This is a genomic window from Paenibacillus rhizoryzae (assembly GCF_059686995.1).
Genome location: NZ_JCAALT010000001.1, coordinates 572,520 through 587,040, shown reverse-complemented (window position 1 = coordinate 587,040; position 14,521 = coordinate 572,520). Strand labels below are relative to the sequence as shown.

Annotated in this window: 12 protein-coding genes; 5 read left to right on the top strand and 7 right to left on the bottom strand. The window is 49.3% G+C overall.

Annotated elements, in window-relative coordinates; genetic code table 11:
• Nucleotides 1–9 precede the first annotated feature (9 nt).
• The 6 genes from nth to leuC all read right to left on the bottom strand — a co-directional run bounded on the left by nth (nucleotide 10) and on the right by leuC (nucleotide 8,027).
• Nucleotides 10–657 (bottom strand): endonuclease III, encoded by a 648-nt coding sequence (nth, locus tag AC6ESO_RS02600; protein WP_497090025.1) that lies wholly within the window; start codon nucleotides 655–657, stop codon nucleotides 10–12.
• A 187-nt stretch (nucleotides 658–844) separates the two neighbouring features.
• Nucleotides 845–3,553 (bottom strand): S-layer homology domain-containing protein, encoded by a 2,709-nt coding sequence (locus AC6ESO_RS02595; protein ID WP_497090024.1) that lies wholly within the window; start codon nucleotides 3,551–3,553, stop codon nucleotides 845–847.
• Nucleotides 3,554–3,570: 17 nt separating this feature from the next.
• Nucleotides 3,571–4,185 carry a GerMN domain-containing protein gene (locus AC6ESO_RS02590; RefSeq protein ID WP_497090023.1) on the bottom strand — a complete coding sequence of 205 codons (615 nt, stop codon included), beginning with the start codon at nucleotides 4,183–4,185 and terminating at the stop codon, nucleotides 3,571–3,573.
• A 10-nt stretch (nucleotides 4,186–4,195) separates the two neighbouring features.
• Nucleotides 4,196–5,659 (bottom strand): N-acetylmuramoyl-L-alanine amidase, encoded by a 1,464-nt coding sequence (locus tag AC6ESO_RS02585; protein ID WP_497090022.1) that lies wholly within the window; start codon nucleotides 5,657–5,659, stop codon nucleotides 4,196–4,198.
• A gap of 322 nt (nucleotides 5,660–5,981) precedes the next feature.
• Nucleotides 5,982–6,575 (bottom strand): 3-isopropylmalate dehydratase small subunit, encoded by a 594-nt coding sequence (gene leuD, locus AC6ESO_RS02580; protein WP_497090021.1) that lies wholly within the window; start codon nucleotides 6,573–6,575, stop codon nucleotides 5,982–5,984.
• 30 nt (nucleotides 6,576–6,605) lie between these two features.
• Entirely contained in the window at nucleotides 6,606–8,027 is a 1,422-nt protein-coding gene (gene leuC, locus AC6ESO_RS02575) for a 3-isopropylmalate dehydratase large subunit (RefSeq protein WP_497090020.1), read from the bottom strand.
• 158 nt (nucleotides 8,028–8,185) lie between these two features.
• Between leuC and AC6ESO_RS02570 the strand changes: the two genes are divergently transcribed.
• Nucleotides 8,186–9,076, top strand: a complete 891-nt coding sequence (locus AC6ESO_RS02570) for a LysR family transcriptional regulator (protein WP_497090019.1) — start codon at nucleotides 8,186–8,188, stop codon at nucleotides 9,074–9,076.
• Here the strand turns inward: AC6ESO_RS02570 and AC6ESO_RS02565 are convergent.
• Complete coding sequence (locus tag AC6ESO_RS02565) at nucleotides 9,065–9,862, bottom strand: carbon-nitrogen family hydrolase (RefSeq protein ID WP_497090018.1); 798 nt, start codon at nucleotides 9,860–9,862, stop codon at nucleotides 9,065–9,067. The two genes, AC6ESO_RS02570 and AC6ESO_RS02565, sit on opposite strands and share 12 nt — an antisense overlap.
• A 114-nt stretch (nucleotides 9,863–9,976) precedes the next feature.
• On the opposite strand from AC6ESO_RS02565, the gene AC6ESO_RS02560 reads away from it, so the two are divergent.
• From AC6ESO_RS02560 to AC6ESO_RS02545, 4 genes are all read left to right on the top strand, one after another.
• Nucleotides 9,977–10,423 carry a hypothetical protein gene (locus AC6ESO_RS02560; protein WP_494817218.1) on the top strand — a complete coding sequence of 149 codons (447 nt, stop codon included), beginning with the start codon at nucleotides 9,977–9,979 and terminating at the stop codon, nucleotides 10,421–10,423.
• 118 nt (nucleotides 10,424–10,541) lie between these two features.
• A complete protein-coding gene (locus tag AC6ESO_RS02555) occupies nucleotides 10,542–11,732 on the top strand; it encodes a pyridoxal phosphate-dependent aminotransferase (protein WP_497090017.1) in 1,191 nt (396 codons plus the stop codon).
• Nucleotides 11,733–12,110: 378 nt separating this feature from the next.
• Nucleotides 12,111–13,226, top strand: coding sequence for a glutamate 5-kinase (proB, locus tag AC6ESO_RS02550; RefSeq protein ID WP_497090016.1), 1,116 nt, complete (start codon nucleotides 12,111–12,113; stop codon nucleotides 13,224–13,226).
• 30 nt (nucleotides 13,227–13,256) lie between these two features.
• Nucleotides 13,257–14,504, top strand: a complete 1,248-nt coding sequence (locus AC6ESO_RS02545; RefSeq protein ID WP_497090015.1) for a glutamate-5-semialdehyde dehydrogenase — start codon at nucleotides 13,257–13,259, stop codon at nucleotides 14,502–14,504.
• Nucleotides 14,505–14,521 lie beyond the last annotated feature (17 nt).

Sequence of the window (14,521 nt, the reverse complement as noted above, 5' to 3'; positions counted from 1 at the left end):
AACGTCTTATTACTTAGCCTTTCGGTTTAGAGCCGGTTTCATACGCAGTTTGCCTTCTTTGCAATAATCTAGCATTGGGCAAACCGGACAATTCGGATTCTGAGCCTTGCAATGGTATCGTCCGAAGAAGATCAATCGATGATGCGTCTCTGTCCATAGTTCTCTGGGAACAAGCTTCATCAATTTCTTCTCGACTTCAAGCACGCTATCATCAGCCTTGGCGAAACCAAGCCGCTTGGATACACGCTCCACATGCGTATCCACTGCAATTGCAGGTACCCCAAATGCGTTGGATACTACAACATTTGCCGTCTTCCGGCCCACGCCTGGCAATTTCGTCAGTTCCTCATGCTGCTGCGGTATTTCTCCGCCATAGTCATCTAAGAGCATACGGCATAACTTCTGAATAAACAGAGCTTTGTTGCGAAATAGACCAATCCGTCTGATGTCGTGCTCAAGCTCATCCAGCGGAACAGCCAAATAATCAGCCGGTGTCTGGTACTTTTGGAACAAATCCGCCGTCACTTTATTGACCGTTTCATCTGTGCATTGCGCAGACAACAGTACTGCGATCGTCAGCTCGAACGGATTGCGGTGATGGAGCTCGCAATGTGCGTCAGGGAACATCTCGCCGACGACACCTAAAAAATGATCCATTTTCTCTTTCGCCTTCAACCGATCTCTCACTCCTATTTGAACCATCGAATCAAAGTGTAGCGAATATTGTCGCATTAATCAACTGCAAATGACCCTTAAATGAGTGAATTTGTGCAGGACTTCACAGAATTGCAAAATAAAAATGTCCCGGCCGATTTCACCGGGACATCAGTCATTCCTGCTGTACTTACACCTTCGCGATTTCTACCAATACGTTCTGGTAGAAATACAGCAGAATCGCATCGCCATCTTTCAATTGAGCGATCGAAATTTGCTGGTCGCCTTGGGTGACTTTCGTAGTCGACGTTACGGCATACGTGTTCAGCTCGGTTAGAGTAGCTCGCTTAACAGAAAGCTCGCCGGTAGCAGCGTTGTACTTCCAGAACTTCTTGCTGATCCCGCTGTTTACCGTTACAACGACGCGATCTTTAGCGTCCTGCTTCACTTCAACGCGGTCACCGACTTGAAGAACCGCAGCAGAGCTTCCCGTTAGCCCGTTCTTCACAACGGTATAAGAATCGCCCAGCGTCACGCTAGTAACGACTCCGTTATTATCAACGATCGCCATGGAACTCGTGTTTACTGCGGTCAGCTTGCCGTAAGTGACTTTTACAAGCTTAAACGAAACTGGGCTAAAGCCAACATATTGAACATTGCCGGTTTGACCTGTTTTCAGATCAGCCAGTGTGATCTTATCACCGCGTTCATTGTAAAACTCCATGAGATTCGCATTCAGATCAAGGATGGAACCGTCCGTTGTCTTCACCTTCAAACGTTTGCCTGCAACATCAGTTGAGGATACACTCGTTTGCATGGATGTTTGTACCTGAAGCGTGATGACTTTATCTTGATTTGCATTCAGCAGCGCGGTCACGGTATCGCCTACTTTAACATCTGCGATCGTCGAAGATGTTTTACCGTTAATTTCAATGACATTCGGCAGCTCGAACGGAAGCGTGATGATCGAACCGTTACTCTGCGTGATTGAAACTTGGTTCGAATTAATAGCTGCGACCGTTCCGCTATATTTGTATACGAATTGAATGAGAACCGCTTTATTATCGGTTACTCCGATGGTCAGCTTCCTGTTCTTCGACAGCAGTGAGCCAGCAGCACTTACGGCAACCGTTGATCCGTTCAGATCGATTCTTGTTTTATCGGTCAAGTAAACTGACATCGGATTTCCGTCTTTATCTTTAAAATCCAAAATCCGCGTATCACTTTCATAATTTCGAACGGTTGCGCCAATCAGCAGCGTAACATTGCGATTTACAACTTTGATCGCAACCACTTGATCATTCGAATTCAGCGAGATATCAAGAATATCGCCTTTGACAAGGTCAGCAATTGTTGTGCCTGTCAAACCGTCGATTGTTACATCCACTAATAGCGATACGAATTTTGCTTCCAGAGCGCTTTGAGCAGTTCCTGCATTTTTCACATATTGAATCGTCTTGCCATCGCTGCTCGCCGAGTAGAATTCTCCGCGTATTAGCTTGGACGAAGTTTGCGTAATCGTGATTTTGGTCACTAACGAATTTTTCACTTCGTACGAAATGGCATCGCCAACACGAAGCTGAGACAATCCGCCATCCAAAATCTGCCCCTGCCAAATGACATCCACCTGCGGGGAGACATTAAACTTGTACTCGGATCCGGATACGCTGTCTTTCACCGTTACAGCTGCCGAAGCCGTATCAACCGCGCTAATGGTACCTTGACCATTATTGTTAATCGGAGCCGATTGTACTTTAATGGAGAGCGCTTGTGGTTTCGTTCTGTATGTATCGCGCGTAATCTCCACTTCGCTGTCTTTCGCCAAAGCACTCGGTTTAATTACCGCGCCGGCTCCATCTGTCACGACAGTCGCACTGCTATACGTAATGGCAACCGGCTCATCGCCGATCCACATCCAAATCTTACTATCGTTCACTAGGACGCGATCCACTGTCCCTTTAAGCTTCTCCACTTGTTTGGCAGCGTCAAGCTGCTCGACATAAAGCGCTTTGTTCCCACTCGATATTACGAGCAGTTTCGTATTCGGTTCGAGATCCGCGAGCTTAGAAGGTTTCTCGGAATCGAATCGATACACGTAAGTGTCCGGCGTCATATCAATCGCAGATTCTTTATCGTTCTGGTACAGATGAACAGAAGTTGCGTCAATGCTGGTCATCACAGCCGTTTGTTGACCCGTGTAATTTACCGGGAATTGCGTTTCTGCTCTGCTGAAGATGGTCGCAATCGATGCGCGCGTGATGAAGCCTTTGGGATCAAAACGATCTGCTGTAATTCCTTTAATCAGCTGCAGGGATACGGCAGCATTCACATAACCCTTGTAATCTGCCCCAACTTTACTTCCATCGGAGAAGCTACTTGGATTATTTGCTTGCGCCTCGGCTTCTTTCTGCTTGCCAATCGCTTTCACGATCAGCTTCGTAATCCATTCGCGCGTTGCTTTCTGCGTGCCCCACGCGGAGCCCGGATTTGCTTCTGCAAGCTCGAATTCTTCCTTCTGATCTAGCAAGCCTTCTTGAAAAGCAAGAATAATATAGGGTTTGAAATAAGTGCTGACTTCGAACGTGTCCGGGAAGACGATGGCATCATCCACCTTAACCTCTTGCTCTTTACCGATAAAACGGATGGCCAGCGCGATCGCTTCCTGCTGCGACACATTATCCGCTGGTTTGAACGCACCATTCGTTCCTTTGACGATCCCTTGTGTGGCGAGCTTGGCGATATGCTTCTCTGCCCAGTGGCCGGCAGGCACATCGCTGAATCGTGTAGACGAAGCTGTATCGGCATACGCTAACGAACCGCCTACTGCAGAAAACCCTGTAAGTACTGAGAAAACCAACATCGATGAAACCACTTTAACCCATTTCTTCTGCTGCGGCATATTCTGTGAGCTCCTCCTTATGGTTTAGTAATGGGATGATCGATTTCTTCATGGCCCATTAAACTATCGACTGCTTCACCATCTACCAATAGATCGATGGACGTAACATCCTGCAGCTGGAAAAACGTGCGTGTCAGTGCTTGTATAGCAAGCATTTCGCCAGGCGCACCTAGTCTGGCTTCATCAGGTAAATGAAGGTCTAAAGTAACTGCAGCTCCGTCTTGTTTCGCGCTAAGCAGCTCGGCATGCTTCCATAAAGAAGCCTCTCCCTTTAAGCCATCCTGCTGGAGTGCAGTGAACATCGCTTTCAGCTTATCCTTCGGATCGCCGTACTCGATATCAGACTTCTGCTCATGAAGCTCCATCATATCGTCGTCCGTATAGAAAACAGAAATCTGCTCTTTTACAAGCGCAGGCTCATCAGGCTGAGCAGGCTCCGTTGGCGTATTATTAGCTTTATTAGCTTCCTGTTCATCCGAAGTAGAGGTATTGTTAGTTCCATCTGCCGGCTGATCTTGAACGGCTCCGCCTTGTGTCAGCGGTTCAACCCGATTGCCGCAAGCGCTAAGGGGTACGATAAGTGCGGCCGCAACGATTACCGATAATAATGAAGTAGTAATATGACGTTTCATCGGCATTCTCCTAGCTTAGTTTTAAATATTCTTTAATGCCCGCTACGATTTCCGCAGCGATTTTGTTCTGTTTCGCATCATTGAAGAGTACGGAAGAATCTCCGCTGTTGGAGAGATATCCCGCTTCCAGCAATACCGCCGGCATAGTCGTCTTCTTGATAACTCTGAAATCGGCTTGTCTTACACTGCGATCCTTGAAGCCTGTCCCAGCAACCAAATGCTTGTGTATTACTTTCGCCAAGGCAATACTGTCCCCGCGTGAGTAATACGTCTCTGAGCCCGTAACCGTTGCACTTTCCGTCTTATTCGCATGGAACGAGATAAACAGATCGGCTTTTAGATTGTTTGCAAAATCTGCGCGATCATCAAGCTCAACGAATGTATCGTCGGAACGCGTAAGATACGGCTTGATTTTCGTTTCTTGATCAAGGAGCGCTTTGACCTTTAACGTAATTGCAAGATTGTATTCTTTCTCTTGGCGGCCGTTTACACTAAGTGCACCTGGATCTTTGGCGCCATGGCCTGCATCCAATACCACTTTATAAACCTTATCCCCCGGCGTTACCGGCGGTGTAACTGGCGGTGGGCCGGTTTGCTCCAAGACATCAATTCGAATGGCATGATCTTCTTTCACCGTCTGAACATTCGTCGGCGCCAGAAGGTCCAACACCACCCTTACCGTATCCGGCTTGTCCGAATAATACGAGTAACGCACCTTCTGAAGTGTAGGATGAGAATCAATCAATATCTCGCCAAGCTTCGTGGAGCTGTTTAACTGCGTAAAGGCAGGCGTGAATGCGGAATTAAAGTTCATATAAGGCAGGTCGATGACAACGCGCTCCGGATTATGAAGCACTTCTGTTTTGACGTCTTTGAAATCGCCTTCATAGGATAGGTAAATACTGCCTAAACCATTATACTCGATTGATTTGAGACTTGCAGAAATATCTGCTGGCGGCGGATCTGTTACTGGGCTTCCCCCGTTTCCATCTCCCGGGTTCGTTCCTGGATCGGGAGTTTCAGTCGGCGGATCTACTACCGGTGGTGTAACAACCGTTTGCTGGAAAAGATGAACCGAACGGGATAGCTTGTCCCAATATACACTTAACCCGAATTGCTCACTGATAAAACGCAGCGGCACCATTGTAGAGCCATCCGCATTGAGAGCCGGCGCGTCCAGAGCGACTTCACGGTCGTTCACAATGGCACTCTTATCGCCAATTGTCAGTACCATGTTCGTATCGCCATTGGAGATGGTTACATTCGGCTTCTCCCATGCCACATCAAAACCAAGCCCTTCCGTCACCGTTCGGATCGGAACGAGCGTCGAACTGCCAACAATGCGTGGCTCAGCGGCACTTTGAAGCTGTTTTCCATTCAGATAAAGCTTTGGTGCTTCCGCTGCTCCCACGAGACTGGGGAACAAAGAGATCAAGAGTGACAACAGCAACACAGCGGACACAAACTTCTTCATCTTTCACCTCTAAAACTATTTATTTCGTCTTCCAGCAAGCCTTAATTCGACGAAGACTGCAGACAATGATTAGACGCAGTTTGTCAGAAAAAGTTGCGTAATCAGGAAAATTGTAACTATCGGGTGTAAACCAAGCATATCGCACGAAAATTGCTTGTGGATGAGCGTTTTTCGAGGATAATCGGAGTTGTTAGCGGATATGCCTCTTTCGGTTGAGCGGCGTTTAATCCGACTCTCAACCTCGCCCTAACTGCAAAATCGCCGCAGAATCAAAAAAAACAGCCCCAATCATCAACGGATGATTGGGGCTGCCCAGTTCAATTTAGAATGCGACGCGGCTTGCTTCGTATGCGGAGATTTTGTCTTCGTGTTGAAGCGTCAGGCCGATGTCATCCAAGCCTTGAAGCAGGAATTGACGGCGGTGCTCATCGAGGTCGAAGTCGATGTGCAGTCCGGCATCATCTGTCAGCGTTTTATTTTCCAAGTTGACATTCAGCTTATAGCCTTCTGTCTTCGCCGTGCGTTGGAACAAGTCTTCAACTTGCTCTTCGCTCAGACGAATTGGAAGAATGCCGTTCTTGAAGCAGTTGTTATAGAAGATATCCGCGAACGAAGGCGCGATAACGACTTTGAAGCCATAATCGAGAATCGCCCAAGGCGCATGCTCACGGGAAGAGCCGCAGCCGAAGTTAGCGCGGGAAATCAGAACTTCCGAACCTTGGTAACGAGGTTGGTTAAGGCTGAATGACTCAATTACGTTACCTTGCTCATCCCAGCGCCATTCGAAGAATAGGAATTGGCCGAAACCGCTGCGCTCAATACGCTTCAAAAATTGTTTAGGGATAATGGCATCTGTATCTACGTTTACGCGATCTACCGGGGCAACAAGACCCGTTAGCTGTTTAAATTCTTCCATGATCGTTAACTCCTCTCGTCTCTCTTGCTACTAGTTCAATACTTCGGATTTGATTTTCCAGTCGCGAACGTCCGTGAATTTACCCATGATCGCAGCAGCTGCGGCCATTGCCGGGGAGACCAAGTGCGTACGTCCGCCGCGGCCTTGACGGCCCTCGAAGTTACGGTTGGATGTCGATGCGCAGCGTTGACCCGGTTGAAGAACGTCTGGGTTCATCGCAAGACACATGGAGCAGCCAGCGTCGCGCCATTCGAAGCCCGCTTCCGTGAAGATCACGTCGAGGCCTTCTTTCTCAGCCTGGATCTTAACGCGGCCTGAACCTGGAACGACAATCGCTGTAACGCGGTCGCTAACTTTATAGCCTTTTGCAATCTCAGCAGCGGCGCGCAAATCTTCAATCCGACCATTCGTGCAAGAACCGATAAAGACGTAGTCGATGTCGATCTCACTCATTGGCGTACCAGGAGTAAGTCCCATATATTCAAGTGCTTTTTCAGCTGCTTTACGCTCGTTCTCAGTTGGAAGCTCAGCCGGTACCGGTACGTTCTTCGTGATGTCGGTACCCATCCCCGGGCTTGTACCCCAGGTTACTTGCGGGATCAAGGAATCAACATCGAACTCAAGAACGGTATCGAACTCAGCGCCTTCATCCGTTGCAAGCTCTTTCCAAATTGCAATTGCGCGATCAAACGCTTCGCCTTGCGGTGCGTATTCACGGCCGCGCAGGTAATTGAAAGTAGTGTCGTCAGGAGCGATCAAACCAGCGCGTGCGCCTGCTTCGATAGACATGTTACAAACCGTCATACGCTCTTCCATCGACAGGCTGCTGATCGCTTCGCCTGTGAATTCCATTACATAACCAGTACCGAAATCCGTACCGTATTTTGCAATGACGCCAAGAATCATATCTTTAGCGGTAACGCCCGGTTTACGGCTTCCTGTGAAACGAATTTCCATGGTTTTCGCTTTGGACTGCTGCAAGCACTGCGTTGCAAGAACGTGCTCAACCTCGGAAGTACCGATACCGAAAGCAAGAGCTCCGAAAGCACCGTGCGTGGAAGTATGGCTGTCGCCGCAAACGATTGTTTTACCAGGATGCGTCAGGCCAAGTTCAGGTCCCATAACGTGAACAACGCCTTGGTCGATGCTGTCGAGGTCGAACAACGTTACGCCGAAGTCTTTGCAATTTTGCGTCAGCGTATCAATTTGCTGCTTCGAAATTGGATCTGTAATGTTGAAACGATCTTTCGTAGGCACGTTGTGGTCCATCGTTGCGAAAGTAAGGTCCGGACGGCGTACTTTACGACCCGTCATACGAAGGCCTTCAAACGCTTGCGGAGAAGTTACTTCATGGACAAGCTGCAAATCGATATAGATTACGCTCGGTTTACCTGCATCCGCATGAATGACGTGATTATCCCAAATTTTCTCAAACATCGTTCTTTTCGCCATTATATTCACCTCATAAGTTCATTTGCTCGTAGCAATAATTCAATGTAGCCATCATATCATTTCTTTCTTCATTGATCTAAGATATAATATCTATAACAGCAATAGGTACGGCCTATGAAGATAAAACATGTAAAAACTTGGTTCTGGAGTGGTCAATCATGGAATTTCGCCAACTGCAATACGTCATTCAAATTGCCAAAGAAAAGAATTTCTCGCGCGCAGCGGAGAAACTGCATATCGCACAGCCTTCACTCAGCCAGCAGCTGTCTAAGCTGGAGAAAGAAATCGGCGTGCTTTTATTCCGGCGGACCACGAACTCCGTTGAATTGACGCACGCAGGTGCTGTGTTTGTAGATAAAGCACAGAACATATTAGACAATATCGAACAATTGAAGCAGGAGCTCGACGACCTTGCCCATATGCGCAAAGGGAAGCTCGTTGTAGGCAGTTTATCCATTACCGGTTCGCACGTGCTGCCAACTGTACTGCCTATCTTCAATAAAAGGTATCCGGAAATTGAAGTCGTCCTTGTCGAAGACACGCCATCCAAACTAGAGCAATTGACCGCAAGCGGCCAAACCGACCTTAGCTTACTTGCACTGCCCCTCTTCGAGCCTTCGCTGGAGTGGGTTCCCATTATTGAAGAGGAAATCGTGCTCGCAGTTCCGCCTGATCATCCTCTGGCAAAGTTAAATGAACCGATTCACATTGACAGGCTGAGCGCTGAACCTTTTATCGTACTGAAGAAAGGCCAGGGCTTCCGGCAAAATGTATTGGAACTGTGCGAACAAGCCGGCTTCGAGCCGCGCATCGTATTCGAGAGCACGAATATCGAAACCATCCAGTCCCTCGTGGCTGCGGGTATGGGAATCACGTTTGTACCAAAGATGCTTATAAGGGATAAAGTCGATGAACGGACGCCTGTCTATTTAACGATATCTGCGCCTACACCGATTCGTACCCTCGTCATAGCAAGCCGTAAAGGCCGCTATCTGTCGAGAGCGGCCGAGGCTTTTATTGAAACGATGAAAGCTACATTAATAAAGTGAAGGACGGCGGTCTTCGAATACCGGAATCTTGGCACGGACAGCGTCTACGAGATCCAGATCGATTTCCGCCCTTATAATAACTTCCTCTTCTCCCGCTTCCGCTACAATTTCGCCCCATGGATCGATGATTAAAGAATGACCGAAGAACGAACTCGTTCCGCTTGTTCCGCATCGATTGCACGCGATAACAAACATTTGATTCTCGATAGCTCTAGCGGTTAATAGGGTCCGCCAATGATGCAATCTCGGGTTTGGCCACTGAGCCGGAACAAACAACACTTTTGCGCCGCCAAGAGCAAGCTTACGTGCCAGCTCCGGGAAACGGATATCGTAGCAAATCATCATGCCTGCATCGGAATCAGCCACTTCGAGCGTCCCCAGCTTCTCCCCTGCTTGCAGATGCTTCTCTTCATCCATGAGGCGGAATAAATGAATTTTGGAATAGTCCGACACCACTTCGCCGTTCTCATTGAACACATAAATCGTATTATAAACGCCGCCATCGCGTTTCTCCGCTATGGAACCTCCAATAATTTGCACCTGGTGCTCACGGGCAAAAGCTGACAGCAGCGCTTTGGTGCGCTCTCCGTCCTGGTCTGCGATCTGCTCGATCTGCTCAAGCGCGTAACCGGTGTTCCACATCTCCGGGAACATGATCAGATCAGGCTTAACCGGTCCTGAAACAGCTTCGTTCAGCCTCTCCTCCAGCCTTGAAAAATTCGCTTCGGGATATCCCGCATCAACGTGCATCTGCACGACTGCAAGCTTTAATTTCCTCTCACTCATTCGATTGCCTCCTGAATTGCTCAGTTTTACCTAATCATATCGTCTCATGCTTCGCTGTCAAGATGGGCACTGTAAAGAGGAAACCATCCTGTACCGATTAAGGAGACTGCGTAAATGAGAAGATGGAGTACAAAAATTGTATCAGCCCTGGCACTGCTTTTGTTTCTGGTTCTTCCTGCTGTGGTTAGTGCCGGAGCACTGGATGACGGCGGTGCTATGCAGCGGCCAGTGCAGGCTTTCGATGTCGTTGCGGGCAAGGTTGTTAAGAGTGTCCCGAACAATGCCGAGTTTCAAGGTTACGCGAAGTCATGGCTGAATTCCGTAACCGGAATGTCGCCAAAACTGCAGGCCGAAGACAAATGCGGTTATGTGTTTCGTATTCCGCTTGATCAGCCAACCGCTGTGAAAGCAGGTGCTCTACAGGTCATGACGCAGGATGTATTCCTGTTCTATTGTCCGAAGAAACCTCAGCTGCTGCTTATTTTTGACGAGAACCGTAAGCCTTACCTGCTGCAATTCAAAGCCAATATCAAGCCTTTCCTTAAAGCGATGGATCTGTAAGTAATTGAAAAGTACCGGCTCAGCTTCACTCCACCTCGCCGCTTTAGGAACCGGGCGCTCGACACTCATTCCAACATTATGCTACATTTAGGCTTAGATTAACGGTGGAGTGATAACTATGGATGGAATAAAAACAGTTCAAATCAGTCCGGCGGACCGGATGACCGGTTTGCCGGCACAATTCTTTGCCGGACTTGTCCGCAAAGCTAATGCACAGGCAGCCAAGGGCCGCGATGTCATCAATTTGGGGCAGGGCAACCCGGATCAGCCTACACCGCCTCATATCGTAGCTGCGCTCCAAGAGGCAGCTCCGAACCCGATGTATCATCGCTATCCGCCATTCAGCGGATATCCTTTTCTCAAGCAAGCAGTCGCTCAGCGGTATAAGGAAGATTATGGCGTTGACCTCGATCCGGAGAAAGAAGTCGCCATCTTGTTCGGCGGCAAAACAGGTCTTATCGAAATTAGCCAATGTTTACTGAATCCCGGTGATATCTGCCTCGTACCTGATCCCGGCTATCCGGATTATTGGTCCGGGGTTGCACTTGCGGGCGGCAAGATGGAGTATATGCCACTGACGGCCGACAATGCTTTCCTGCCGGATTACAGTGCGGTATCGCCAGAAATTGCGGATAAAGCGAAGCTTATGTTCATCAACTATCCGAACAATCCGACCGGCGCTGCAGCAGGTCCGGAGTTTTACGAGCAAACGGTCGATTTCGCCGCCAAACATGGGATCGTTGTTGCAAGCGACTTTGCTTACGGCGCGATCGGTTTTGACGGAAAACAACCCGTAAGCTTCCTGCAGACACCCGGAGCTAAAGAAGTCGGCGTTGAATTCTATACGCTGTCGAAGACTTACAATATGGCCGGCTGGCGTGTCGGCTTTGCACTCGGCAATCCCGAAATTATTTCATTGATCAATCTCATTCAAGATCACTACTATTGCAGTTTGTTTGGCGGTATTCAAGCTGCCGCAGCTGCAGCGCTTACAGGTCCACAGCAATGCGTAACCGATCTCGCTGCTACTTATGAGAGCAGACGCAACGCCTTGTTCGGCGCGATGGACGAAATCGGCTGGAAGGCTGCGAAGCCGAGCGGTTCTTTCTTCTGCTGGCTGCCGGTGCCTAAAGGCTATACCTCCTCTTCCTTCTCTGATCTGGTCTTAGAGAAGGCTGACGTCGTACTTGCGCCAGGTGTCGGTTTCGGCACATATGGTGAGAATTACGTGCGACTTGGTCTTCTTGCCTCTGAAGAACGGCTGCAAGAAGCGATTCATCGCATCGGTAAACTGGGTCTGTTCGAATAATCAAAAAATAATCTTCACTTTGCCCATAAAGCCTGTCTTTATGGGCTTTTCTTTGCTTTACAGTACCAGGCAGACATGGTATGATTCTCTTTAATTAAAAACCATTAACGTCTTGATGGGGCCAAGTATGCACTCCGCAATGCGACCAGAGAGTAAATTCGTTCGCTGTGAGAATTTACCGTTATTGCTGCAGAAACCTTCCCCGGAACGGCCGGCGATGAGTCGGACAGCGACCTGCTGTTATCAGGTCTAAGAAAGCGGAACGGCATGTCAATCATAGCCGTTAATAAAGGTGGTACCGCGGAAGTTAAACTTTCGTCCTTTGTATATACAAGGATGGGAGTTTTTTTTATTTTCTAGGAAAGGTTTGGGAGACATATGACAGATACCATTGTAGTCAAAATCGGCAGCAGCTCCTTAACCTCCGATGAAGGCGGCATTAATCGGGAACGAATCGCCTTCTTTGCGCACGAGCTCGCTGCCCTCCATGAAGCAGGCTACCAAGTGCTGCTTGTCACCTCCGGTGCCATCGCCGCCGGATTCAAGAAAATCGGCTATCACACTCGTCCGAAGCTCGTCCACGAGAAGCAAGCGGCTGCGGCCGTCGGTCAAGCACTGCTTATGCAAGCCTACCAAGAGGCATTCGCGTCATATGGCAATCATGGCGGTGTCGGCGTTGCGCAAATTCTGCTTACCCGGGCCGATTTCTCCAACCGCAAACGGATTCAGAATGCGCTGATGACCATTGAAGAGCTGCTCCATCGGCGCATGCTCCCGATCGTGAATGAGAACGACACCGTAGCAACGGATGAATTGAAGTTCAGCGAGAACGATACGTTATCCGCGCTAGTCGGCAATCTGGTCAAAGCGAAGCGGCTTATTATTTTGACCGATATGGATGGCCTTTATTCCGAAGATCCGCGCAAGAATCCGAACGCCGTTCGATATGACCGAGTTGAGCAGATTTCCGATGATATTCTGCGTGTCGCAGGCGGAGCAGGATCGTCCGTTGGAACCGGCGGAATGCGCTCGAAGATTGAAGCAGCGCGTATCGCGATGCGCGGCGGAGTTCCGGTATTTATCGGCCGTGTCGTCGAGCCCGGCGATTTGAATCTAGCCGTTTCCGGTGTCGGCAAAGGTACGTATTTCGAAACGAGTCAGCACAATCTGACGACAAAGAAACAATGGCTTGGCTTCCATTCCATGCCGCAAGGCCGCATCTTCGTCGATCCCGGAGCAGAACGAGCGCTCCTCGAAGGAGGCAAAAGTCTGCTGCCAGCCGGCATTCGAACCATTGAAGGCGATTTTCATCCCGGGGATGTCGTCGAAGTGTTTAATGAACAGCAGCAATCGCTTGGCCGAGGTGTCGTCAATTATGCCGCTTGGCAGGTGCAGGCCGTTGCCGGCCTAAGTACGGAAGAAGTTCGCAGACGTGTTGAAGTAACCCGGATAGAAGTCATTCACCGTGATGAGTGGGTCACGCTAAGAGCTTAAACGACAGGACTTATGAGGGAGAGAGACCATATGAGCGAAGTGCGGGAGAAAGCGGCCCTTGCCAAACAGGCTGCGGGTATTATGAACCGATTGACAACGAATCAGAAGAACGAAGCCCTTCTCGAGATGGCCAATGCCTTGATTCAATATCAAGATTCGATTATTGAGGCGAACCGGATCGACATTGAACGTGGACGCGAGAACGGTACGAGTGAATCATTATTGGACCGGCTGACGCTTACTTCGGCACGTGTCAAAGATATTGCGGAGGGACTTCGCCAAGTTGTGCAGCTAAACGATCCTGTTGGCCTTACTCTGGAATCATTCGAACGTCCGAATGGACTGCGCGTCGACAAAATCACTGTACCGCTCGGCGTTATCGGTATGATCTATGAAGCCCGTCCCAATGTAACAGTCGATGCAGCCGGGTTATGCCTGAAGACCGGCAACTCTGTTGTCCTTCGCGGCGGTTCTGCAGCGCTTGAATCCAACCGTCGTATCGTGGAAGTGCTTCGCGGTGCGCTTGCCTCCACTTCAATGCCTGCCGAAGCGCTTCAATTGATCGAAGATCCATCCCGTGCCTCCGTTGACGAAATGCTGAAATTAAACGGCCTGCTCGACGTCGTCATCCCTCGCGGCGGCGCATCATTAATTCGAAATGTTGTTGAAAATGCAACCGTCCCTGTCATTGAAACAGGTGCCGGCATTTGTCATACTTACTTGGACGACAGCGCGAAGCCTGCGATGGCATCGGATATCGCATTCAACGCCAAAGTACAGCGCCCTTCCGTCTGCAACTCCATGGAGACGCTGCTTGTCCATGAAGCTTTCGCCGAACGTCATCTTCGCGAATTGGCTGACCGCTTCCTCGCGGCCAATGTCGAGCTCCGCGGGTGTGAACGAACGCGCGCCATCGTTCCTGAGGCTAAGGCTGTAACCGAATCGGACTATGCAACGGAATATAATGATTACATTATGAATATTCATATCGTTTCCGGCATAGATGAAGCCATGCGCCATATTAGCCAATACGGCACGATGCATTCGGAATGTATCGTTACGGAGAATCAAGAGCACGCTGATCAATTCATGCAGCAGATCGATGCGGCTGCGGTTTACCATAACGCTTCCACCCGGTTTACGGACGGCTTCGAATTCGGCTACGGCGCCGAAATCGGCATCAGTACCCAGAAGCTTCACGCCAGAGGACCAATGGGATTACCTGCACTGACTTCAACCAAATTCCGCATTTATGGCAGCGGACAAATCCGCGGATAGAACAGGAGGATTCACGA